Below are 23,223 nucleotides of genomic sequence, written 5' to 3'. Positions count from 1 at the left end.
GGGCGAGGGGTCAGGGCATGGGCGAGGCTGTCGCGGGAATCGTAGGCGAGCGGTTCCGGGAGCTGTACGGGGCGGAGCCGGAGGGGGTGTGGGCGGCGCCGGGCCGGGTGAACCTCATCGGGGAGCACACCGACTACAACGACGGCTTCGTCATGCCGTTCGCCCTGCCGCACCAGGCCGTCGCGGCCGTCTCCCGGCGCGACGACGGCGTCCTGCGCCTGCACTCGGCGGACATCGACGCCGGACCGGTCGAGCTGCGCGTCGCCGACCTGACCCCCGGCTCGGACAAGTCCTGGACCGCGTACCCCTCGGGCGTCGTCTGGGCGCTGCGCGAGGCGGGCCACGAGCTGACCGGCGCCGACGTCCACCTGGCCTCGACCGTCCCGTCGGGCGCGGGGCTCTCGTCCTCGGCGGCCCTGGAGGTCGTGGTGGCACTGGCGTTGAACGACCTCTACTCCCTCGGCCTGCGCGGCTGGCAGCTGGCCCGGCTGTGCCAGCGCGCGGAGAACGTCTACGTCGGCGCCCCCGTCGGCATCATGGACCAGACGGCGTCCGCCTGCTGCGAGACGGGCCACGCCCTGTTCCTCGACACCCGCGACCTCTCCCAGCGGCAGATCCCCTTCGACCTCGCCGCCGAGGGGATGCGCCTGCTGGTCGTCGACACCCGGGTCAAGCACTCCCACAGCGAGGGCGAGTACGGCAAGCGCCGCGCGGGCTGCGAGAAGGGCGCCGCGCTGCTGGGCGTCGACGCGCTGCGCGACGTGCCCTACGCCGGGCTGGACGCGGCGCTGGAGCGGCTGGGCGACGAGGAGGAGGTGCGCCGTCTGGTCCGGCACGTGGTGACCGAGGACGAGCGCGTCGAGCGGGTGGTGTCGCTGCTGGAGTCCGGCGACACCCGGGCCATCGGCCCCGTCCTCGTCGAGGGCCACGCCTCACTGCGCGACGACTTCCGCATCTCCTGCCCCGAGCTTGACCTGGTCGTCGACACGGCCCTGGCCTCCGGCGCCCTCGGCGCCCGGATGACCGGCGGCGGCTTCGGCGGCTCGGCGATCGTCCTGGTGGAGGCCGCCGACGTGGACGCCGTCACCAAGGCGGTGGAGGACGCGTTCGCCGCGTCGGGCTTCAAAGCCCCGCGGGTGTTCGGGGCGGTGCCCTCGGCGGGGGCGCGGCGGCTGGTCTGAGCCGGTCAGCCGAGCCGCTTCACCAGCGTGTACTCCGTGATCCCCGGCGGGTAGTCGGGGATCACGCACATGACGTCGTAGCCGCGCTTCGTGTAGAAGCCCGGGGCCTGGAAGTCCCAGGTCTCCACCCGGGCGGCGGCACAGCGGCGTTCGGTGCGGGCGGTGCGTTCCGCCTCGTCGAGGAGGGCGGAGCCGAGGCCCGCACCGCGGTGGCCGCCGTCCACCCACAGGTAGGTCACGTGGAGCCAGGTCGCCCAGGTGTGCCCGACCAGGCCGCCCGCCAGGCCACCGGTGGCGTCCAGCACCCACACGTGCAGCGGGAATTCGCGTTCGTGAGGGGTTCCGCGCAGGGAACGCAGGACGGAGGAGGCCGCTGTGTTCGTCTCCCGCAGGCGGGTGCGCAGCAGATCGCGCCGTTCCTTGTCGACTTCTGTCACAAGACGAAACATGCGGCTCACCATAAACGTGCCGCCGAGTCAGTTCTGCAAATAGCCTTCCGCTCCCGGCGCCCGTCCGTACTCTGATGAGCAGCACCGGTGGGGGCCGGTGCCGTTCAGGGGGCGAGACAGCCGGGTACGACTCCCGGGGTGGGGGTAGCGGTTACTGCACGGCGGCGGCCGTGCGGCTGCGGCGATCCGTCCCGGAGTACCGAGCACAACAGCACAGCTGGATGCAGGGCCCTGGGCGTCGTACCCGTGCCGGTGCCGTCATCCGAGGACGGACAGACGATGGGTATCCCCTGCTCCTGGCGGAGCTCGGGGGAGGGGGTTGGGAACCGCTGGCCGTTGACTGCGTACGAGTGTGCTCCGGGGTGAATCGGTGAGCGTGATGGTGGGTTGAGAAGGGTCTGCTTCCGAAAGCGAACGAGAGTTCGCCTGTCGAATGCGTGACGTTGGGCGTGGGTGTTCGTTGAGGGCGGTGTGCAGGGTCATCGTGACTGATCGGGGGTGCGGGGATGGGTGGTCTACGGAAGATCGGGGCGCCGTTGGTCGTGCCGGGTCCGTCGGGGGTGGCTGTGCGTACCCGGCTGGGGCAGCTCACTGCCATGCACGCGGAGGTACTACGGCAGGTGGGTGCGCATCCGGGCGCACTGGCGTCCCGGGACCTGAAGACGCGTTGTCGTGACGGGCTGGATCATGACGCCGCATCGGTGGAGGGGGTGATCGGGGTCGATATGAACGCCGACCACCTCGCCGCCTGGCACCTGAACACTCACGGCAATCCGGGCGGAGACTCCCGCTGCTTCTCCTACGACCTCGCCGGCCCGGCCGAGCATCGCGACGCTCGGGTCCGCCACGCCCTGACCCGGCTCCTGCACTGGGCCACCGCCCGCGGTGTGAAGGCGATCGCCGTCGAGGACCTCGACTTCACCGCTGAGAAGACCAGGGAGAAGCATGGTGCGAGGAGGCGATTCCGGCAGCTGATCTCCGGCATGCCCACCGCACGGCTCCGCGCCCGCCTGACCTCCATGGCCGACGCAACCGGCATCACCATCATCGCCGTCGACCCCGCCTACACCAGCAAATGGGGCGCCCAGCACTGGCAGAAGCCCCTCACCACCTCCACCCGTAGGACGACCCGGCACGATGCGGCGAGCATCGCGATCGGGCGACGCGCCCAGGGCTTTCCCGTCCGGCGTCGGACGGCACCGCCCCGCACCCACCGGAGCGATGGATGCGGGCATCGGACCGTCCAGGCCGGACCGGAACCTCCTGGGCGTGAGGGACCCTGCCCCCGTATCCCCGGATCACGGACACGATCCGTGCCACCGGACACGGCGCGAACGCGGGCGACCAGGACACCCAACACCGTTCGGGGTGCCCGCAGCGGGCAGGAACGGGTCCAAAACTCACTCCTGCCGACTGAATAGGAACGGTTTCGTGGTTCGCATCCGAGTCCTGGTCGTCGACGACCATCGCATCTTCGCCGAGTCGCTCGCGGCCGCCCTGGCCGCCGAGCCCGACGTCGACGTCTCCGCGGCCGGCAGCGGTCCGGCCGCACTGCGCTGCCTGGAGCGGGCGACGTCCGAGGGGCGGCGGTTCGACGTGCTGCTCGTCGACGCCGACCTGGGCGGCCACGTGCCCGGCGTCCGGCCCGCCGTGCCGGTGCGGGACGGCAACGAGGACGGGCTGGTGGACGGGATCTCGCTGGTCGCCGGGGTGCGTTCGGGCCAGCCGGGCGTACGGACCGTCGTCCTCGCCGAGAAGGACGACCCGCGGCGGGCGGCCCTCGCCCTGGGCGCCGGGGCCTCGGGGTGGGTGGCCAAGGACTGCTCCCTGTCGCGGCTGCTCAGCGTCATCCGGGGTGTCCTGCGCGACGAGACGCACCTGCCGCCGGCCCTGCTCACCGGCGTCCTGCGCGAGCTGACCGCCGCCCGCAAGCACCGCACCGAGAGCGAGCTGCTGGTGGAGTCGCTGACCCCGCGCGAGCGCGAGGTGCTGCGCTGCATGGTCGCCGGGCTGGGCCGCAAGGCGGTCGCGGAGCGGCTGTACCTGTCCCCGCACACGGTCCGCACCCACATGCAGAACGTCCTGGGCAAGCTGGGCGTCCACTCCACCCTGGCCGCCGTGGCGCTGGCCCGCAGGGCGGGGGTGGGGCCGGCGGATCTGGACGGGCCCTCAGCCGGGGATGTTGTCGAACGGGGCGGTCAGCTGGCGTAGCAGGGCCGCCAGCTCGGTGCGCTGGGCGCGGGAGAGTTCGCCCAGGATCGCGCGCTCCTGGGCCAGCAGGCCCGCCAGGGACTGGTCGGCACGGTCCCGGCCCTCGTCCGTGAGCCGGACCAGGACGCCGCGTCGGTCGCTGGGATCGGGCAGGCGCTCCACCAGGCCCTTCTTGGTCAGCCGGTCGATCCGGTTGGTCATCGTGCCCGACGTGACCAGGGTCTGGGTGAGGAGCTGCCCCGGTGAGAGCTGGTACGGGGCGCCCGCGCGGCGCAGCGCCGTCAGCACGTCGAACTCCCACGGCTCCAGCTGGTGTTCGGAGAAGGCCAGCCGGCGTGCGCGGTCCAGGTGCCGGGCCAGCCTGCTGACACGGCTCAGCACCTCGAGCGGTTCCACGTCGAGGTCCGGGCGCTCCCGGCGCCACGCTGCGACCAGCCGATCGACCTCGTCCTCCATGACGATCAGTGTAGTGGTTGTGTCGACGTGAAGTCTCTTGAAGTCAACTGTCTTGACGTCGAGATACATTGCGGGTGACGCTGGGTACCCGTCCCGCACGGACACCCTCTGGAGGCTCCATGCCCGCCACCGCCCCCACCTGGGACCCCGCCCAGTACCTGCGTCACGCCGGCCACCGCGCCCGCCCCTTCACCGACCTTCTCGCCCGGATACCGGACCTGCCCGCGGACTCGCCCCGCATCGCCGACCTCGGCTGCGGACCCGGCAACGTCACCGTGCTGCTCGCCGACCGCTGGCCCGCCGCCCGCATCACCGGTTACGACAACTCGCCCCGGATGCTCGAACGCGCCCGGCAGTACGCCGGCCCCACCCCCGGCGGCGGGCACCTCGACTTCGCCCATGCCGACGCCCGCACCTGGACCCCCGACGAGCCCTGCGACCTCCTCGTCAGCAACGCCACCCTCCAGTGGGTCCCCGGCCACGCCGACCTCTTCCCCGGCTGGATCGACCGCCTCGCCCCCGGCGGCACCCTCGCCCTCCAGGTGCCCGGCAACTTCGACGCCCCCAGCCACCGCCTGATGCGCGAACTCGCCGGCTCCCGGCGCTGGCGGGACCGCCTCGACGGCGTCCTGCGCCACGACGACGCCGTCCTCACCCCCGAGGGCTACCTCGCCCGCCTGACCGCCGCCGGCTGCACCGCCGACGTGTGGGAGACGACGTACGTCCACCTGCTGACCGGCGACGACGCCGTCCTCGACTGGGTCAGGGGGACGGGGCTGCGGCCCGTGCTGGACGCCCTCGACGGCGACCCGGCGGCCCGCGACGCGTTCGTCCACGAGTACCGGGCCGTCCTGCGCGCCGCCTACCCCGCCCAGGCGCACGGCACCCCGTTCCCCTTCCGCCGCGTCTTCGCCGTCGCACGCAAGCCCGCGGGGGCCACGGGGGAGGCGGGCCGATGATCACCGGTCTCGACCACGTGCAGCTCGCCGTGCCGCCCGGCGCCGAGGAGCCCCTGCGCGCCTTCTACACCGGAGTCCTCGGCATGACCGAGGTCCCCAAGCCGCCCGCGCTCGCCGCACACGGCGGCTGCTGGTTCCGGGCCGGCACCGTCCACCTCCACCTGGGCGTCGAGACGGCCGGCTTCCGGCCCGCCCGCAAGGCCCACCCCGGGCTGCGGGTCACCGGGATCGACGCGTACGCCGCCCGTCTGGAGGCCCACGGCGCGCCCGTCACCTGGGACGACGACCTCCCCGGCCACCGGCGCTTCTACTGCGCCGATCCGGTCGGCAACCGCCTGGAGTTCCTGGAACCGGACGGACCCGCCCGCCCCTGACCCCCGGCCGGGTTCACACCACGCCGTCCGCGGCGAGCGCGTCGATGTCCTCCTCCGACAGCCCGAGGCCGCCGAGTACGGCGCGGGTGTGCTCGCCCAGCGCCGGGACCGCCTCCATACGGGGCGCGTTGCCGGCCGGTCCCGGCGGTGCCAGTGCCGGGACCGGACCGGCCGGCGTGGACACCTCGTGCAGCCGTCCGCGCGCGGCCAGCTGCGGGTGGTCCCACACCTCGGCGAGCGTGTTCACCCGCGCGTTGGCCACAGGCACCGCGTCGAGCAGCTCGACCGCCTCGGCGGCGGTCAGCTCCGCGAACCGCGCCGCGATCAGCCCGCCCAGCTCCTCCCGGTGCGCGTCGCGGTCCGCGTTGGTGGCGTAGTGCGGGTGCCCGGCCAGCTCCGGACGGTCCAGGAAGCCCGTGCAGAAGCCGTGCCACTCGCGCTCGTTCTGCACCGCCAGCATCACGACCTTCCCGTCGCCCGCCGTGAACGGGCCGTACGGGTAGATCGTCGCGTGCGAGGCGCCCGCCCGGGGCGGCGGACCGCCGCCCTCGAAGGAGTAGTACAGCGGGAAACCCAGCCACTCCACGGTGGCCTCCAGCATCGACACGTCCAGGTGCGTGCCCCGTCCCGTCCGGCCGCGTTCGAGGAGTGCGCCCAGGACCGAGCTGTACGCGTACATCCCGGCGGCGATGTCCGACACCGGAATGCCCGCCTTGGCCATCTCGTCCGGCGTGCCCGTGACCGACAGCAGCCCCGCCTCGGACTGCACCAGCAGGTCGTACGCCTTGCGGTCCGCGTAGGGGCCCGGCGCGCCGTAGCCGGAGATGTCGCACACGATCAGCTCCGGATGCGCGGCCCGCAGCTCCCGCGCGCCCAGTCCGGCCCGCGCGGCCGCCCCCGGCGCCAGGTTCTGCAGGAAGACGTCCGCGTCCGCGATCAGCCTGCGCAGCAGCTCCAGGCCGCGCGGATCCTTGAAGTCCAGGGTGAGGGACTCCTTGTTCCGGTTGACCCACACGAAGTGCGAACTCAGCCCCCGCACCCGGGTGTCGTACGCCCGCGCGAAGTCCCCCGTCCCCGGGCGCTCCACCTTGATCACCCGCGCGCCGAGGTCGGCGAGCTGACGGCTGGCGTAGGGCGCGGCGATCGCCTGCTCCAGCGCGACGACGGTGACTCCGCGCAGCGGTTGCATGCCCTCAGCTCTCAGCCCTCAGTCCTCAGCTCTCAGCCCTTAGTCCTCAGCTCTCCGCCCCCAGCTCTCAGCTCTCAGCTCTTGCGGTGCCCTATCAGCCGCGGCTTCGGCTCCAGTCCGTCCAGGCCGTGCCAGGCCAGGTTCACCAGGTGCGCCGCCACCTCCGCCTTCTTCGGGCGGCGCACGTCCAGCCACCACTGGCCGGTCAGCGCCACCATGCCGACCAGCGCCTGCGCGTACAGCGGGGCCAGCTTGGCGTCGAAGCCGCGGCTCTTGAACTCGCGGCCCAGGATGTCCTCCACCTGGGTGGCGATGTCCGAGATGAGGGAGGCGAAGGTACCCGTCGACTGCGGGATGGGGGAGTCGCGGACCAGGATGCGGAAGCCGTCCGTGTACTCCTCGATGTAGTCCAGGAGCGCGAAGGCGGCCTGCTCGCACAGCTCGCGCGGGTGGCCGGCGGTCAGCGAGCCGGTCACCATGTCGAGCAGCCGCCGCATCTCGCGGTCCACGACCACCGCGTACAGGCCCTCCTTGCCGCCGAAGTGCTCGTAGACCACCGGCTTGGAGACCCCGGCCTTCGCCGCGATCTCCTCCACCGACGTGCCCTCGAAACCCTTCGCCGCGAAGAGGGTGCGGCCGATCTCCAGCAACTGCTGGCGGCGCTCGGCACCGGTCATCCGGGTGCGACGTGCGCGCCGCGGCTTCTCGTTGCTTGGGGTGCTGCTGGAGTCGGTCGCCACGGCCTCAATCATGCCGCCTTCGCCGTCTCCTTCCGGCGGCGGGCGCCGTCCTGATCCGCGTTGCGGCGCGAATCGATACGCGAGCGTGACGGCCAGCGCACGTCGTACGCCCACCCGAGCTGCTCGAACCACCGGATCAGCCGGGCACTCGAATCGAGCTGGCCGCGCATCACCCCGTGCCGCGCCGAGGTCGGGTCCGCGTGGTGCAGGTTGTGCCAGGACTCGCCGCAGGACAGGATCGCCAGCCACCAGACGTTGCCCGAGCGGTCCCGGGACTTGAACGGGCGCTTGCCCACGGCGTGGCAGATCGAGTTGATCGACCAGGTCACGTGGTGCAGCAGGGCCACCCGCACGAGTGAACCCCAGAAGAACCCGGTGAACGCGCCCCACCAGGACATCGTGACCAGCCCGCCGATCAGCGCCGGCAGCGCCAGGGACACCACGGTCCACAGGATGAACTGGCGGGAGACCGCCCGCAGCGCGGGGTCCTTGATCAGGTCCGGCGCGTACTTCTCCTGCGGCGTCTGCTCCTCGTCGAACATCCAGGCGATGTGGGCCCACCACAAGCCCTTGATCAGGGCGGGCACCGTCTCGCCGTACCGCCACGGCGAATGCGGGTCGCCCTCGTCGTCGGAGAACTTGTGGTGCTTGCGGTGGTCGGCCACCCAGCGGACCAGCGGCCCCTCGACGGCCATCGAGCCGGCGATCGCCAACGCGATCTTCAACGGCCGTTTCGCCTTGAAGGAACCGTGGGTGAAGTGGCGGTGGAAGCCGATGGTGATGCCGTGGCAGCCCAGGAAGTAGAAGAAGACCAGCAGTCCCAGGTCCAGCCAGCTCACGCCCCAGCCCCACGCCAGTGGCACCGCCGCCACCAGCGCGAGGAACGGAAGGGTGATGAACAGCAGCAGCGTGATCTGCTCGATCGACCGCTTCTGCTCACCGCCCAGCGTGGCGGAGGGCGCCGCGGCGGGCTGCGGAGCGTCTGGGATCACATCGGAACTCGTGGTCATGCGCGTCCCCTGTGGGGTCGAGGGTGGGGGTCGTGTGGTGTGGCCGTTGCCGGGCTGCGGGAACCACGCACGGTTTTCCTACGGTTCCGTAACCTACGGCGACGTAAGTATGGCAGTGCGTGGCCGCGCGGCAAGAGCCCCAGAGCCTGCGCGTCCTGGCCGACACCTATCCTGGGAGTCGGTCGGACAGCGCGGTCCGCTCTGATTACTTCCCGGACGTCCGGCCCGGTAAGCGGCGCCCGCCGCGCGAGACGGCCGTCCGGGTTCCCTCCCAGACGAGCTTCAACACTGCAAGGAGCCGCACCTGTGAGCAGTGCCGACGACCAGACCACCACTACGACCAGCAGCGAGCTGCGCGCCGACATCCGCCGGCTGGGTGATCTCCTCGGGGAGACCCTGGTCCGGCAGGAGGGCCCCGAACTGCTGGAACTCGTCGAGAAGGTACGCCGACTCACCCGAGAGGACGGCGAGGCCGCCGCCGAACTGCTGCGCGGCACCGAACTGGAGACCGCCGCCAAGCTCGTCCGCGCCTTCTCCACCTACTTCCACCTCGCCAACGTCACCGAGCAGGTCCACCGCGGCCGCGAGCTGGGCGCCAAGCGCGCCGCCGAGGGCGGACTGCTCGCCCGTACCGCCGACCGGCTGAAGGACGCCGACCCCGAGCACCTGCGCGAGACGGTCCGCAACCTCAACGTGCGCCCCGTCTTCACCGCGCACCCCACCGAGGCCGCCCGCCGCTCCGTCCTGAACAAGCTGCGCCGTATCGCGGCCCTCCTGGACACCCCGGTCAACGAGTCGGACCGGCGCCGGCTGGACACCCGCCTCGCCGAGAACATCGACCTCGTCTGGCAGACCGACGAGCTGCGCGTCGTCCGCCCCGAGCCCGCCGACGAGGCCCGCAACGCCATCTACTACCTCGACGAGCTGCACGCGGGCGCCGTCGGCGACGTCCTGGAGGACCTGACGGCGGAGCTGGAGCGGGCCGGCGTCCAGCTCCCGGACGACACCCGCCCGCTCACCTTCGGCACCTGGATCGGCGGCGACCGCGACGGCAACCCCAACGTCACCCCCCAGGTGACCTGGGACGTCCTCATCCTCCAGCACGAGCACGGCATCAACGACGCGCTGGAGATGATCGACGAGCTGCGCGGCTTCCTGTCCAACTCCATCCGGTACGCCGGTGCGACGGAGGAACTGCTGGCCTCGCTCCGGGCAGACCTGGAGCGGCTCCCCGAGATCAGCCCCCGCTACAAGCGGCTGAACGCCGAGGAGCCCTACCGGCTCAAGGCCACCTGCATCCGCCAGAAGCTGGAGAACACCAAGCAGCGCCTCGCCAAGGGCACCCCCCACGAGGACGGCCGCGACTACCTCGGCACCGCCCAGCTCATCGACGACCTGCGCATCGTCCAGACCTCCCTGCGCGAGCACCGCGGCAGCCTCTTCGCCGACGGGCGCCTCGCCCGCACCATCCGCACCCTGGCCGCCTTCGGCCTCCAGCTCGCCACCATGGACGTCCGCGAGCACGCCGACGCCCACCACCACGCCCTCGGCCAGCTCTTCGACCGGCTCGGCGAGGAGTCCTGGCGCTACGCCGACATGCCCCGCGAGTACCGCACCAAGCTCCTCGCCAAGGAGCTGCGCTCCCGCAGGCCGCTGGCCCCCAGCCCGGCCCCCGTCGACGCGCCCGGCGAGAAGACCCTCGGCGTCTTCCAGACCGTCCGCCGCGCCCTGGAGGTCTTCGGCCCCGAGGTCATCGAGTCCTACATCATCTCCATGTGCCAGGGCGCCGACGACGTCTTCGCCGCGGCGGTGCTGGCCCGCGAGGCCGGACTGATCGACCTGCACGCGGGCTGGGCCAAGATCGGCATCGTGCCGCTCCTGGAGACCACCGACGAGCTGAAGGCCGCCGACACCATCCTGGAGGACCTCCTCGCCGACCCCTCCTACCGGCGCCTGGTCGCCCTGCGCGGCGACGTCCAGGAGGTCATGCTCGGCTACTCCGACTCCTCCAAGTTCGGCGGCATCACCACCAGCCAGTGGGAGATCCACCGCGCCCAGCGCCGGCTGCGCGACGTCGCCCACCGCTACGGCGTACGCCTGCGCCTCTTCCACGGCCGCGGCGGCACCGTCGGCCGCGGCGGCGGCCCCACCCACGACGCGATCCTCGCCCAGCCCTGGGGCACCCTGGAGGGCGAGATCAAGGTCACCGAGCAGGGCGAGGTCATCTCCGACAAGTACCTCATCCCGGCCCTCGCCCGGGAGAACCTGGAGCTGACCGTCGCGGCCACCCTCCAGGCCTCCGCCCTGCACACCGCGCCCCGCCAGTCCGACGAGGCCCTCGCCCGCTGGGACGCAGCGATGGACGTCGTCTCCGACGCCGCCCACACCGCCTACCGGCACCTGGTCGAGGACCCCGACCTGCCGACCTACTTCCTGGCCTCCACGCCGGTGGACCAGCTCGCCGACCTGCACCTGGGCTCGCGGCCCTCCCGCCGCCCCGGCTCGGGCGTCTCGCTCGACGGACTGCGCGCCATCCCGTGGGTGTTCGGCTGGACCCAGTCCCGGCAGATCGTCCCCGGCTGGTACGGCGTCGGCTCCGGCCTCAAGGCGCTGCGCGAGGCAGGCCTGCGGCAAGAAGGGGACACCGTGCTCGACGAGATGCACCAGCAGTGGCACTTCTTCCGCAACTTCATCTCCAACGTCGAGATGACCCTCGCCAAGACCGACCTGCGCATCGCCCAGCACTACGTCGACACCCTGGTGCCGGACGAGCTCAAGCACGTCTTCGACACCATCAAGGCCGAGCACGAGCTCACCGTCGCCGAGGTCCTGCGCGTCACCGGCGAGAGCGAGCTGCTGGACGCCGACCCGGTCCTCAAGCAGACCTTCACCATCCGCGACGCCTACCTCGACCCCATCTCCTACCTCCAGGTCGCCCTCCTCGGCCGCCAGCGCGAGGCCGCCGCCGCCAACGAGGACCCGGACCCCCTCCTCGCCCGAGCCCTCCTCCTCACCGTCAACGGCGTGGCAGCGGGCCTCCGCAACACGGGCTGACAGGCCGCTCCGTAGCTGCGGGCAGCCGTGCCGCCCCGACGCCCCGCACGGGAAAACGCCGGTGCCCCCGAGCTCGTACAAGAGCCCGGGGGCACCTCACGTCGTACCCGAAAACCTCACACCGCGAAGAACGCCGCCGTCAGCAGCACAACCCCCGCCCCCGCCATCCCCACGCCACCCGAGTCCGCCGCAGCCCCCCGGCCACGACCACCGACGCAAGCAACAACGCCCCACCCAACGGCACCCACGCGTACAGCACCCCCGCCGGCCCCGACCGCACCACCTCGTCGCCGGCGGGCTTCACCACCACCGAGTACGTCCGGCCCTTCGCCACCGCGACCGAGTCCTCGATGACGACCCGCTCCCGCGCCTGCGACCCCGCCGACACCGGCGAGTACGGACCGCTGCACGTACCGTCGGCGCACCGCGTCACCTCGACCGTGCCCCGCTCCCGCCCCTTGGTCAGCAGCACGTGCTGCGCCGTGCCCCAGGACGCCCACACACCCGCGATCAGGATCAGCGCCGCGACCGCACCCATCGACGCGACCCGGCCGAACCGCAGCACTGCGGACGAGGCCTGACGGGGACGGGCGGCGGCGGCAGAGGCAGGCATGGCCGGGATCATTGGCCATGTCCGTGCGCTCGGTCAACTCGCCTGCGCACCATCGGTCGACAAGTCAGGAGTTGTACGCGCTCTGCGCCCGCTCGAGCCCTTCGATCACCAGGGCCTCCACCGCGTCCGCCGCCCGGTCGACGAAGTAGTCCAGCTCCTTGCGCTCCGTCGAGGAGAAGTCCCGCAGCACGAAATCGGCCACCGGCATCCGACCCGGCGGCCGCCCGATCCCGAACCGCGCCCGGTGGTAGTCCGGGCCCAGCGACTTCGTGATCGACTTCAGCCCGTTGTGCCCGTTGTCCCCGCCGCCCAGCTTCAGCCGCAGGACGCCGTAGTCGATGTCCAACTCGTCGTGCACCGCCACGATGTTGCCGACCGGGACCTTGTAGAAGTCCCGCAGCGCCGTCACCGGGCCGCCCGACACGTTCATGAACGACATCGGCTTCGCCAGGATCACCCGCCGGCCTGCCGGCCCCGGCGGACCGATCCGCCCCTCGACCACCTGCGCCTGCGCCTTGCCGTGCCGCTTGAAGCGCGCCCCGATCCGCTCCGCCAGCAGGTCCGCCACCATGAAGCCGACGTTGTGCCGGTTCGAGGCGTACTCGGGGCCGGGATTGCCGAGGCCGGCCACCAGCCACGGAGCGCCCGCGTCCGTCGTCACGTCCATGTCTCCTTCGTGTCCCTCGTACCCGTCCGTACCCGTCCACACATACGCGTCGGCCGCTGCCCCGCACGGGAACAGCGGCCGACCACACGATGACCGTCGGGGAGGATCAGGCCTCCGCGGCCGCCTCGCCCTCGCCCTCACCCTCGGCCGGGGCCTCCTCCGCCTGCGCGGACAGGACCTGCAGCACCACGGTGTCGCCGTCCACGTCCAGCTTCACGCCGGACGGCAGCGCGATGTCCTTGGCGTGGATCGAGGCACCGGCCTCCAGGCCCGCCACCGACACGGTGACCTGCTGCGGGATGTGCGTGGCCTCGGCCTCGACCGGCAGCGCGTCCAGGACGTACTCCAGCAGGAACCCGCCCGGGGCCAGCTCGCCCTCGGCCTGCACCGGGATCTCGACCGACACGGTCTCGCCGCGCTTCACCAGCTGCAGGTCGACGTGCTCCAGGAAGCCCTTGATCGGGTCACGCTGGACCGACTTCGGGATCGCCAGCTCGTTGGTCTTGCCGTCGATGTCCAGCGCGATCAGCACGTTCGACGTACGCAGCGCCATCAGCAGCTCGTGACCCGGCAGGGTCAGGTGCAGCGGGTCCGAACCGTGGCCGTACAGAACGCCGGGGACCTTGTTGTCCCGACGGATACGACGCGCGGCACCCTTACCGAACTCGGTACGGGACTCGACGGTGAGCTTCACCTCGGCCATGATCACTCCTCGTGGAAATCAGAAACGGACGTGGTCACCCGGCCACGAACGGCCTGCTACGAAGAGCGCGTCGATAACGGAGCGCCACACCCGCGAACACGGGTACGGCCTCCCTCGCCGAGCAACTTCAGCAGTCTACTCGGAGAGGGAGGCCGTACCCAAAACGATCAACAGACGAGGGCGGCGCCTGCAGAACGGTTACTGCAGAACGCTCACTGCTCGTCGAACAGGCTCGTCACCGAACCGTCCTCGAACACCTCGCGCACCGCGCGCGCGATCGTCGGCGCGATCGACAGCACCGTGATCTTGTCCAGTTCCAGCTCGCTCGCCGACGGCAGCGTGTCCGTGAACACGAACTCGCTCACCTTCGAGTTCTTCAGCCGGTCCGCCGCCGGACCCGACAGCACACCGTGGGTCGCCGTCACGATGACGTCCTCCGCACCGTGCGCGAACAGCGCGTCCGCCGCGGCACAGATGGTGCCGCCCGTGTCGATCATGTCGTCGACCAGGACGCAGATGCGCCCCTTCACGTCACCCACGACCTCGTGCACCGTGACCTGGTTCGCCACGTCCTTGTCGCGCCGCTTGTGCACGATCGCCAGCGGCGCGCCCAGACGGTCGCACCAGCGGTCCGCGACCCGTACCCGGCCTGCGTCCGGCGAGACCACCGTCAGCTTCGAACGGTCCACCTTCGCGCCCACGTAGTCGGCGAGCAGCGGCAGCGCGAACAGGTGGTCCACCGGGCCGTCGAAGAAGCCCTGGATCTGGTCCGTGTGCAGGTCCACCGTCAGAATCCGGTCCGCACCCGCGGTCTTCATCAGGTCCGCGATCAGACGCGCCGAGATCGGTTCACGTCCACGGTGCTTCTTGTCCTGCCGGGCGTAACCGTAGAACGGCACGATGACCGTGATGGAGCGGGCCGACGCACGCTTCAGCGCGTCGATCATGATCAGCTGCTCCATGATCCACTTGTTGATCGGAGCCGTGTGGCTCTGGATCAGGAAGCAGTCCGCACCGCGCGCCGACTCCTGATAGCGCACATAGATCTCACCGTTCGCGAAGTCGAAGGCCTTCGTCGGGACGACCCCGACCCCCAGCTGCTGGGCGACCTCCTCGGCAAGCTCGGGGTGTGCGCGGCCGGAGAAGAGCATCATCTTCTTCTCGCCGGTCGTCTTGATCCCGGTCACAGCACTTTCTCCTCAGAGGTTCGCAGCTGAGCTCATGGGCGCTCTCCCGACTGGCCGCGGGGGCGTCTCAGCTGGTGGGGTGCGGATGTGCACTTATCACGGTACGCCGTGTTCGACGCGCCGGTTTCCGGTCAGTCTTCGCCGACCGCTTCGCGGGACACCGCCTCGGCCGCCTTCGCCGCCGCGCTCCCCGGACGCTTCCGGGCCACCCAACCCTCGATATTCCGCTGCTGGCCACGGGCCACGGCCAGTGAACCGGGGGGCACATCCTTCGTGATCACCGAGCCGGCGGCGGTGTAGGCACCGTCCCCGACCGTGACGGGAGCCACAAACATGTTGTCCGAACCCGTACGACAGTGCGAGCCGATCGTCGTGTGGTGCTTGTCCTGCCCGTCGTAGTTCACGAACACACTCGCGGCACCGATGTTCGTGAAGTCGCCGACCGTCGCGTCACCCATGTACGAGAGGTGCGGGACCTTGGTCCCCTCACCGATCGACGCGTTCTTCGCCTCGACGAACGTACCGATCTTCGACTTCAGGCCGAGCCGGGTGCCGGGCCGCAGATACGCGTACGGACCGACCGAGGCCTGCGGACCCACGTGCGCGCTGTAGGCGACCGTGTTGTCCACCCGCGCCCCGGCCTCCACCCGCGTGTCGGTGAGCCGCGTGTTCGGCCCGACCTCGCAGCCCTCGGCGAGATGCGTGGCGCCGTGCAGCTGCGTACCCGGGTGCACGATCGCGTCCTGCTCGAACGTCACCGTCACGTCGACCCACGTCGTCGCCGGGTCCACCACCGTCACGCCGGCCAGCATCGCCCCGGTCAGCAACCGGTCGTTGAGGATCCGACGCGCCTCGGCGAGCTGCACGCGGTTGTTGATCCCCGCGATCTCCCGGTGGTCCCCGGCGACCGACGCGCCGACCCGGTGGCCCGCCTCGCGCAGGATCCCGAGCACGTCCGTCAGGTACTCCTCGCCCTGGCTGTTGTCCGTCCGCACCTTGCCCAGGGCGTCCGCGAGCAGCTGCCCGTCGAAGGCGAAGACGCCCGAGTTGATCTCACGGATCGCCCGCTGCGACTCCGAGGCGTCCTTGTGCTCGACGATCGCCGTGACGGCACCCGAGGCCCCGTCCCGCACGATCCGCCCGTACCCCGTCGCGTCCGGCACCTCGGCCGTCAGCACGGTGACGGCGTTCCCGTCGGAGGTGTGCGTGGCGGCGAGCGACCTGAGCGTCTCGCCGGTCAGCAGCGGAGTGTCGCCGCAGACCACCACGACGACCCCGTCCACGGCACCGCCCAGCGCCTCCAGACCCATCCGCACGGCGTGCCCGGTGCCGTTCTGCTGCTCCTGGACGGCGGTGCGTACGTCGGGGGCGACCTCGGCGAGGTGCGCGGTGACCTTCTCGCGGGCGTGCCCGACGACGGCGACCAGGTTCTCGGGGTCCAGCTCACCGGCGGCGGCGAGCACGTGCCCCACGAGGGACCGGCCGCACAGCTCGTGCAGGACCTTGGGTGTGGCCGACTTCATACGGGTGCCCTCACCCGCTGCGAGAACGACGACGGCTGCCGGGCGAATGGCGCTCACGGAATGCCCTTCGGCTTTGAGGGGGTGGGGGTGGACATCCGCAGGATACCGGGGTGGTTCGTGGGGGACATGAGTGCGGGCCCCGACAGTGATGTCAGGGCCCGGAGGCAACAGCTCCCCCATCAGGATTTGAACCTGAACTTAAGGGACCAAAACCCTCAGTGCTGCCTGATTACACCATGGGGGATGGAACTCGACCGAACCGGACATTCCGTCAGCTCGCCGAGGCGGCACCCCACACTATGCCGTACCGACTGCCTTCCGTGCGACGGTACAACTCGCCGCCCGAATCCCCTCGTCCACCGGTCGGCGGCGACGCTCGGGGCCTCGCGGGATATCGCGTCGTATCGTTTGTCGAAAGTCACCGGAAAAGGGGCGCCCCGCGCCCGTAGGCTGGAGGCATGACCACGACGGGGGAAGACCACGTACCGGCCCGGGGTGGGCCTTGGTGGTGGGACAGGCGGCGCGGTGCGGTGCTCGATGTGAGCCTCGGTGCCGTGTCCGCGCTGGAGTGTGCGGCGGAGGGGGTTCCGTTCGCGCGGGACGCCGGGATCCCGTTGGCGATGGGGGTCGTTTTCGGGCTGCTGGCCGGTTCGGTGCTGGTGGTGCGGCGGAAGTGGCCGATCGCGGTGGTGCTGGTGGCGCTCGCCATCACGCCGGCCCAGATGGGCTTCCTGATGGGCGTCGTCGGCCTGTACACGCTGGCGGCGTCGGAGTTGCCGCGGCGGATCATCGGGGCCCTGGCCGGGATGACGTTCCTGGGGACGCTGGTCGTCACGTTCGTGCGGCTGGGGCAGGACATGGCGCGGGACGGACTGGAGCTGGGGGACTGGTTCCTTCCGTTCGCGTCGATCGCGACGTCGCTGGGGATGACCGCTCCGCCGTTGCTGCTCGGCCTGTACGTCGGGCAGCGGCGCCGGCTGATGGAGAGCCTGCGGGAGCGGGCGGACAGTCTGGAGCGCGAGCTGCAGTTGCTCGCCGAGCGGGCCGAGGAGCGCGCGGAGTGGGCGCGGGGCGAGGAGCGGACGCGGATCGCGCGGGAGATGCACGACGTGGTCGCGCACCGGGTGAGTCTGATGGTGGTGCATGCCGCCGCGCTCCAGGCGGTCGCCCGCAAGGATCCGGAGAAGGCGGTGAAGAACGCGGCCCTGGTGGGGGACATGGGGCGGCAGGCGCTGACGGAGCTGCGGGAGATGCTCGGCGTGCTGCGCAGCGGCGGGGACGGTGCGCGGGCCGAGCGGGCGTCGGTGCCGCTGGCCGCGGTGGGGGTGGCCGCGGCGGCGGCGGCGTCGCGGGCGGCGGAGGACGGGGAGTCGTCCTCGGACGGGCCGTGCCTGTCGGAGCTGGACGAGTTGATCGGGCAGTCGGAGGCGGCCGGGATGGTCGTGAACCTGTCCGTGGAGGGGGCCGAGCGTCCGTATGCCGCGGAGGTGGAGTCGACGGCGTTCCGGGTGGTGCAGGAGGCCCTGACGAACGTGCACAAGCACGCGGCGGGTGCGAAGACCCATGTGCGGCTGGCGCATCGGGTGTCGGAGATCGCGATGCAGGTGGAGAACGAGCCGCCGCCGGAGGCCTCGGCGGCGTCGTCGGCGCGGTTGCCGTCGGGGGGCAACGGGCTGGTGGGTATGAAGGAGCGGGTGGCCGCGCTGGGGGGCGTGTTCGTGTCCGGGCCGACCGACGCCGGGGGTTTCCGGGTGTCGGCGGTGATTCCGGCGTCGTAGCCGCCCTGGTCGCGCCCCGGGTCAGCCGGTCGTGGTGAGGCGGGCCGGCTGGGTCCCGGCGACAAGGGTGGCGAGGGCGGAGTCGATGTCGGGGCCGAGGTACCAGTCGCCGGTGTGGTCCAGGGCGTAGACGCGGCCTTCGGCGTCGATGGCGACGAGGGCCTGGCTGTCGGTCTCGGTGCCGAGCGGGCAGGTCTGGGTGTCGAGGGCGCGGCCGAGGTCGCCGAGGGTGCGGGCCATGTGGAGCCCGTGCAGGGGGTCCAGGTGCAGGGTGGCGGGGGCGATCTGGCGGCCGGGTCCGGTGGGCGTGAGGTGCAGGCCGCCGAATTCGGCCCAGGCCTCCACGGCGGCGGGGAAGACGGTGTGGCGGTGTCCCGCGGGCGAGGTGTGTTCGCGCAGGGTGTCGGCCCAGATCTCGGCCTGCTTGATGTCCCAGCGTCCCGGCTGCCAGCCGGCGTCGCGCAGTGCGGCGTCCACGGGGACGGGGAAGCGGGTGGTGGAGGTGCGGTCGGCTTGCATCGGCCCTTGGTTCGTCTCGGTCGGCTGGTTCGGCTCGGTCTGCTCTGTCAGTCCTTCTCCGTCGCGGGGTCGACGACGCGGACGCCGAAGTGTGCGCTGAGGGCGGTGCAGGCGCGGCACGGTGCGGCGAAGGCGCCGTGGAGGGGGTCGCCGTCCTCGCGGATGCGGCGGGTGGTGAGCTTGGCGTGTTTGAGTGCCTTGCGGGCTTCGCCGTTGGTCATGGGTTTTCGTGCGGCGCGCTTGCTGCGGGCGGCGTCGGCGGTGGCCAGGTGCCGTGAGATGAGGATGGTCTCGGCGCAGCGGCCGGTGTAACGGTCTCGTTGGCCGCTGGTGAGGGTGTCGAGGAAGTCCTGCACGAGGTGGTGCAGGGCCGGCGGCGTGTCGGCGCGCGTCGCGGTGCCGGTGAGGGTGGTGCCGCGTACGGAGAGGGCGGCGGCGACGGTCGGGAGTATGCCGTCGCGACGGTGCCGGAGAGCGGGGGTCTGGAGGGCGTCGGTGCTGCTCCAGCCGATGCGCGGGTCGCCGCCACGGGGGTCGTCGGACCGCCCGGTGTCGGGTCCCGCTTGTGTCGCACTCATGATCGTCTTCCCCTCCTGAGCATCCCCCCGAAGGTCACAGAGTGCCAAATCCCGGGGCTGCTGCGGAAGCTGGGGCGGGGTGACACGCCCGGGTATGGGCGGTGTGTCACGGGAGGGTGACGGCTGGTCACGGAAGTGGAGGTCCCGCGTGCCGGGTGCGGGGTCCGGCGCCGGTGACCCCTCTCGCCGTACCGCATAGGCTGTCGGCACCGCGCTCGCACGCGGTGCATCCAGACAGTGCAGGCAGATCAGACAGATCTGGCAGCAGACAGACGCCGCAGGGGGCAACCGCCATGACGACAGGTCGGCTCGGGCAAGCAGCCGCGCCGCCGAACGCGGCCTATGCCGGGCAGGTCGTGCATTTCCCGGATCCGGTGCGGGCGGCCCGTCACCCGAGAGGGGTACGGGTGGACGCGGGTGGTTACCCCGTCTTCTCGCCGTACGCCCGTGCGGTCGCGGAGATCGCGGACCCGCCGGAGGGGTTCGGGGTCGACGAGTTGCGGCTCACGGACTACGTGTCGGCGAACGCGGCCCTGTCGGCCTCGGGGCACGAGCTGTGGGACACGGTGCCCGCGGTGGCGACGCCGCACGGCTGGACGTGGCACCACGTGGCCGGTTCGCGGCGCATGGAGCTGGTCCCGGTCGAGGTGAAGGCGCTGCTGCGCCACCACGGCGGGATCTCGACGGCGGTGGTGGACCAGGGCAAGCGCGGCACCCGGCCGCTGCAGGAGACGCGTCCCGTGCACTTCGGTCTGCCGAAGTCGGGCGTGGCCGTAACGGAGCAGCAGGTGCAGGGCGTCGAGGAGGACCTCGGGTACCGGCTGCCGGGCGCCTACCGGTCGTTCCTCAAGGCGGCCGGCGGTTGTGCGCCGGCGGGTACGGCGCTCGACGCGGAGCTGGGGCTGCTGGTGGACCAGCCGTTCTTCACCGTGCGTGAGGAGGCGGCGGTCAACGACCTGGTCTACGTCAACAAGTGTCTGCGGGACCATCTGACGAAGGACTACCTGGGCGTCGCGTTCGTCCAGGGCGGTCTGCTCGCCGTGAAGGTGAAGGGCGAGCGGATCGGTTCGGTCTGGTTCTGCGCCTACGACGACGTGCGGGACGTGGACCCGTCGTGGCCGCCGGCGGATCGCGTGGAGCGGCTGCTGCTGCCCTGCGGTGCGGACTTCGACGCGTTCCTGTCACGCCTGGCGGGCTCCCCGCCGGAACTGGAGACGGTGGCGAACCTGATGGTGGACGGCGGTTTCGCGCGTGCGGTGCCCGTGACGGCGGCGTCTTCGGTGGGGGAGTGAGCTGACGATGGTGACGTTCGCGCAGGCGCAGGAGCGCGCGGAGGAGTGGGTCAACGGCGAACTGCCGGCGTACCAGCACCGCGAGGTACGGGTGCGTGAGTTCGACCTCGGGTTCGTGGTGTGGGCCGAGGACCGTGCGGACGGCCCCCGTTCGGACGGGGGTGCGCAGCGGTTGGTGATCGCCCGGGACAGCGGCGAGGCGACGCTGTGGCCCTCGCTTCCGGTGGGCGAGGTGATCCGCCGGTACGAGGAGGAGTACGGCCGTCCGGAGGAGGCGCAGGCACCGGCCGCGGCGCCCGCGGCACGGGTGGACCTGAACCAGACGTCCTTCCTGCTGAGTCCGCCGGAGTGGTTGCAGGAGGCGGCGGACCGGATCGGCATTCCGGATCGCCGGCGGGGCGACGGCGAGGGCGGTGACACCGGGGGCGCGGGCAGCGCGGGTGGCACCGGTGGCGCGCTTCCGCAGACGCAGGCCGGCGTGCCGTCGGCTCCCGCGGCGTCGGCCCCCGCGGAGGGGGCGTCGGGGAGCGGCGCGGGGTGGCCGGCCGCGGGCTCCGGGTCGTCCGCCGGTGGCTCCGGCGCGTTTGGTGTCCCGGGTGCGCCGCATGCCCCGGGTACGCCGGGTGCGCCCGCCGGGGCGACGCCCTGGGCCGGGACGGACACCAACGCGGACGCCGGTGAGGACCGTTCCGTACCGCTGCCCCAGACCGTGTTCGCGCCGCCGTTGAGCGGCGTCGACGACGACACACCGCCGCCCTCGACGACGTCGGACGCCAAGACGGCGCTGATGTCGGGCGGCAGCCGGCTTCCCCCGACGGCGCTCTCGCCGGCGATCGGCGACCCGAACGCGCCGGGCGCGCCCGGCGGTGCGGGCACACCGCCGCCCGCGGCCCCGACCCCGCCCCCGGTTCAGCCGCCCGCCGGTCCCGGGACGCCCGCCGCGCCGCCCCGGCCGCCCGCGCCGGGCACCGGTGACATCGCCGATGCCGCGACCAGCAAGGCGACGCCTCCGCCGCGCCGTGGCACCGGCTCGTCCACGCCGCCTCCGCCGAGCGCCCCGGGGGTGCCGGGCACGCGACCGGGGAGCACGCCGGCGGCGCCGTCGGGGACGCCCGCGCCGGGCAGCCCGGCGGGCGGCTATGTGCCGACGCAGCTGGTGTCGTCGCTCGGTCCCGAGGGCCCGGGCGGCCCGGGTGCGACGCCTCCGCCCGGCGCTCCCGGCGCCCCGCCCGCACCGGGTGCGACGCCTGCGCCGAGCGCTCCGGGGGCCCCGCCTGCGCCGAGCGCGCCCAACACGCCGGGTGGGACGCCGCCGGGCGGGATGCACCACGCCGCCACGATGCTGGCCGACCCGGGCCGGACGGGCGGCGGTGCCCCTCAGCCTCCTGGCCCGCCCAACCCCCCGGGCCCGCCCGGGCCTCCGGCCGCTCCAGGGGCGCCCGGTGCTCCGGGTGCGCCGGGTGTGCCTTCCGGGCCCGGTACGCCGCCGCCTCCCCCGGCCGCGCCCGGTGCGCCCGGTTCCGCGGGAGGCGCGGGCGGTGCCGTGCACCACGCGCAGACCGTGCTGGCCGGGCCCTCCCTGGGCGGTCCCGGCGGCATCGGCGCGCCGCCGCCCCCGCCCGGTGCCGTACCGCCCCCGCCCGGTGCCGTACCGCCCCCGCCCGGTGCCGTACCGCCGCCCGGGCAGCCCGTGCCGGGGCAGCCGCCGGCGTACGGCTATCCGCCGCAGCCCACCGGTCAGCCGATCGTCGGGCCCGGCTACCAGGCCGTGCTGCGCTACCGCGCCCAGGACGGCTCCGAGCAGCAGCTGATCCGGCGTTCCGCGCCGGGTACGCCGCACCCGGAGTGGCAGATGTTCCACGAGCTGCGCTCCATGAACGTGCCGCCGGACCAGGTGCTGGAGCTGCACACCGAGCTGGAGTCGTGCGAACTGCCGGGCGCGTACTGCGCGCGGATGATCCGGGAGCAGTGGCCGCAGGCGCGGATCACCTCGATCGCGCCGTACGGCCTGGACCACGCGAGCCGGCAGCAGGGCATGCAGCAACTGCTGGCGCACCAGGGCGAGCTGCACCAGGTGGCCGACGGCCCGGCGCGTCCGGCGCCGGTGCGCGCTCCGCTGCCGCAGGTGCAGCCCGCGCCGCCGGTTCCGCCGGAGGCGGTCGGGCAGGAGCTGGCCGGCGCGTTCGGTCCGGCTGTCTTCCGGTTCGAGCAGGCCGCCGTGTCCCGGCAGGGTGTGCCGCCGGTCGTGGCACACACGCTGGTGGCCGCGGGGCTGCCGATGGACATGGGGCCGTTCTTCTGGGCCCAGGCCCAGCCGGGGCGACCGGTGCCGACGCTGGCGGAGCTGGCCGCGGAGCGCGGTGTGCAGCCGGCCTCGGACGCGGGGTCGTACCTCGTCGTGGGCAGCGACTTCGGCCGGGCGATCTGTGTGCAGTACGGCACGGCGGCCATCGTCGCGGTCCCGGTGGAGGCCGGTCCGGGCGGGGCGCCCGTGCCGCCGCAGTTCGTGAACACGGGGCTGCCCGAGTTCGCGCGCTGCCTGGCGCTGCTGGGCCGGATGTGGCGGCTCAGGTTCGGTCTGAACCAGGAGCAGGCGGGCCGCTGGACGGTGGACTTCCAGGCGCAGTTGGCCGCGCTGGACCCGGCGGCGCTGGGTTCGCCGGAGAGCTGGTGGTCCGTGCTGCTGGAGCAGATGTGGGACGGGCTGCTGTGAGGCGTCCGCGCCGCTGACGTACCCGAC

Annotated in this window: 20 protein-coding genes and 1 pseudogene; 9 read left to right on the top strand and 12 right to left on the bottom strand. The window is 72.4% G+C overall.

The features are described 5' to 3' along the window. Positions 1-17 precede the first annotated feature (17 nt). Complete coding sequence (galK, locus tag C4J65_RS12880) at positions 18-1,181, top strand: galactokinase (protein WP_115742542.1); 1,164 nt, start codon at positions 18-20, stop codon at positions 1,179-1,181. 5 nt (positions 1,182-1,186) lie between these two features. On the opposite strand, the gene C4J65_RS12875 is transcribed toward galK, so the two are convergent. Beyond that, positions 1,187-1,642, bottom strand: coding sequence for a GNAT family N-acetyltransferase (locus tag C4J65_RS12875; RefSeq protein ID WP_115742541.1), 456 nt, complete (start codon positions 1,640-1,642; stop codon positions 1,187-1,189). 698 nt (positions 1,643-2,340) lie between these two features. On the opposite strand from C4J65_RS12875, the gene C4J65_RS36330 reads away from it, so the two are divergent. Both C4J65_RS36330 and C4J65_RS12860 read left to right on the top strand, forming a co-directional pair. Then, the gene (locus C4J65_RS36330; protein WP_240330411.1) at positions 2,341-3,051 is read left to right on the top strand and encodes an IS200/IS605 family accessory protein TnpB-related protein; all 711 of its coding nucleotides are present in this window, start codon (positions 2,341-2,343) and stop codon (positions 3,049-3,051) included. A 10-nt stretch (positions 3,052-3,061) separates the two neighbouring features. Further along, the gene (locus C4J65_RS12860) at positions 3,062-3,841 is read left to right on the top strand and encodes a response regulator transcription factor (RefSeq protein ID WP_115742539.1); all 780 of its coding nucleotides are present in this window, start codon (positions 3,062-3,064) and stop codon (positions 3,839-3,841) included. Here the strand turns inward: C4J65_RS12860 and tamR are convergent. Next, entirely contained in the window at positions 3,800-4,297 is a 498-nt protein-coding gene (tamR, locus tag C4J65_RS12855; RefSeq protein WP_115742538.1) for a MarR family transcriptional regulator TamR, read from the bottom strand. The genes C4J65_RS12860 and tamR overlap by 42 nt on opposite strands. Positions 4,298-4,416: 119 nt before the next feature. Between tamR and C4J65_RS12850 the strand changes: the two genes are divergently transcribed. Continuing rightward, positions 4,417-5,256 (top strand): trans-aconitate 2-methyltransferase, encoded by an 840-nt coding sequence (locus C4J65_RS12850; RefSeq protein ID WP_115742537.1) that lies wholly within the window; start codon positions 4,417-4,419, stop codon positions 5,254-5,256. Then, entirely contained in the window at positions 5,253-5,630 is a 378-nt protein-coding gene (locus C4J65_RS12845) for a VOC family protein (protein ID WP_115742536.1), read from the top strand. The genes C4J65_RS12850 and C4J65_RS12845 overlap by 4 nt, the downstream gene beginning before the upstream one ends. Positions 5,631-5,643: 13 nt before the next feature. Here the strand turns inward: C4J65_RS12845 and C4J65_RS12840 are convergent, their stop codons facing one another. The 3 genes from C4J65_RS12840 to C4J65_RS12830 all read right to left on the bottom strand — a co-directional run bounded on the left by C4J65_RS12840 (position 5,644) and on the right by C4J65_RS12830 (position 8,569). After that, entirely contained in the window at positions 5,644-6,819 is a 1,176-nt protein-coding gene (locus tag C4J65_RS12840) for a CaiB/BaiF CoA-transferase family protein (protein WP_115742535.1), read from the bottom strand. 74 nt (positions 6,820-6,893) lie between these two features. After that, on the bottom strand, positions 6,894-7,571 hold the full coding sequence (locus tag C4J65_RS12835) for a TetR/AcrR family transcriptional regulator (RefSeq protein WP_115742534.1): 678 nt from the start codon (positions 7,569-7,571) through the stop codon (positions 6,894-6,896). Then, complete coding sequence (locus C4J65_RS12830; protein WP_115742533.1) at positions 7,568-8,569, bottom strand: fatty acid desaturase; 1,002 nt, start codon at positions 8,567-8,569, stop codon at positions 7,568-7,570. Before C4J65_RS12830 ends, C4J65_RS12835 begins: the two co-directional genes overlap by 4 nt. 306 nt (positions 8,570-8,875) lie before the next feature. Between C4J65_RS12830 and ppc the strand changes: the two genes are divergently transcribed. Further along, the gene (ppc, locus tag C4J65_RS12825) at positions 8,876-11,623 is read left to right on the top strand and encodes a phosphoenolpyruvate carboxylase (RefSeq protein ID WP_115742532.1); all 2,748 of its coding nucleotides are present in this window, start codon (positions 8,876-8,878) and stop codon (positions 11,621-11,623) included. Between the two features lie 116 nt (positions 11,624-11,739). Here ppc and C4J65_RS12820 read toward each other — a convergent pair. From C4J65_RS12820 to glmU, 5 genes and pseudogenes are all read right to left on the bottom strand, one after another. Continuing rightward, positions 11,740-12,248, bottom strand: a pseudogene (locus C4J65_RS12820) (hypothetical protein). Between the two features lie 52 nt (positions 12,249-12,300). Beyond that, positions 12,301-12,903: an aminoacyl-tRNA hydrolase gene (gene pth, locus C4J65_RS12815; protein WP_115742531.1), complete on the bottom strand. Its 603-nt coding sequence runs from the start codon at positions 12,901-12,903 to the stop codon at positions 12,301-12,303. A 106-nt stretch (positions 12,904-13,009) separates the two neighbouring features. Next, positions 13,010-13,606: a 50S ribosomal protein L25/general stress protein Ctc gene (locus C4J65_RS12810; RefSeq protein WP_115742530.1), complete on the bottom strand. Its 597-nt coding sequence runs from the start codon at positions 13,604-13,606 to the stop codon at positions 13,010-13,012. Between the two features lie 212 nt (positions 13,607-13,818). Then, positions 13,819-14,793: a ribose-phosphate diphosphokinase gene (locus C4J65_RS12805; RefSeq protein ID WP_115742529.1), complete on the bottom strand. Its 975-nt coding sequence runs from the start codon at positions 14,791-14,793 to the stop codon at positions 13,819-13,821. A gap of 131 nt (positions 14,794-14,924) precedes the next feature. Next, complete coding sequence (gene glmU / locus C4J65_RS12800; protein WP_115742528.1) at positions 14,925-16,373, bottom strand: bifunctional UDP-N-acetylglucosamine diphosphorylase/glucosamine-1-phosphate N-acetyltransferase GlmU; 1,449 nt, start codon at positions 16,371-16,373, stop codon at positions 14,925-14,927. Positions 16,374-16,774: 401 nt separating this feature from the next. On the opposite strand from glmU, the gene C4J65_RS12795 reads away from it, so the two are divergent. Further along, positions 16,775-18,094 carry a histidine kinase gene (locus C4J65_RS12795; protein WP_115742527.1) on the top strand — a complete coding sequence of 440 codons (1,320 nt, stop codon included), beginning with the start codon at positions 16,775-16,777 and terminating at the stop codon, positions 18,092-18,094. 21 nt (positions 18,095-18,115) lie between these two features. Here the strand turns inward: C4J65_RS12795 and C4J65_RS12790 are convergent, their stop codons facing one another. Together C4J65_RS12790 and C4J65_RS12785 are read right to left on the bottom strand one after the other, a co-directional pair. Next, positions 18,116-18,613, bottom strand: a complete 498-nt coding sequence (locus C4J65_RS12790; RefSeq protein WP_115742526.1) for an SUKH-3 domain-containing protein — start codon at positions 18,611-18,613, stop codon at positions 18,116-18,118. A gap of 47 nt (positions 18,614-18,660) precedes the next feature. Next, positions 18,661-19,191 (bottom strand): YwqJ-related putative deaminase, encoded by a 531-nt coding sequence (locus tag C4J65_RS12785; RefSeq protein ID WP_115742525.1) that lies wholly within the window; start codon positions 19,189-19,191, stop codon positions 18,661-18,663. Between the two features lie 293 nt (positions 19,192-19,484). Here C4J65_RS12785 and C4J65_RS12780 point away from each other — a divergent pair, with 293 nt between their 5' ends. Both C4J65_RS12780 and C4J65_RS12775 read left to right on the top strand, forming a co-directional pair. Then, on the top strand, positions 19,485-20,483 hold the full coding sequence (locus C4J65_RS12780) for an SMI1/KNR4 family protein (RefSeq protein ID WP_115742524.1): 999 nt from the start codon (positions 19,485-19,487) through the stop codon (positions 20,481-20,483). Positions 20,484-20,490: 7 nt separating this feature from the next. Continuing rightward, the gene (locus C4J65_RS12775) at positions 20,491-23,196 is read left to right on the top strand and encodes an SUKH-4 family immunity protein (RefSeq protein ID WP_115742523.1); all 2,706 of its coding nucleotides are present in this window, start codon (positions 20,491-20,493) and stop codon (positions 23,194-23,196) included. Positions 23,197-23,223: the final 27 nt, after the last annotated feature.

Source organism: Streptomyces sp. CB09001, from assembly GCF_003369795.1.
Lineage (GTDB): Bacteria > Actinomycetota > Actinomycetes > Streptomycetales > Streptomycetaceae > Streptomyces.
The sequence above is the reverse complement of the archived record's forward strand: the minus strand, read 5'-3'. Positions and strand labels throughout refer to the sequence as shown.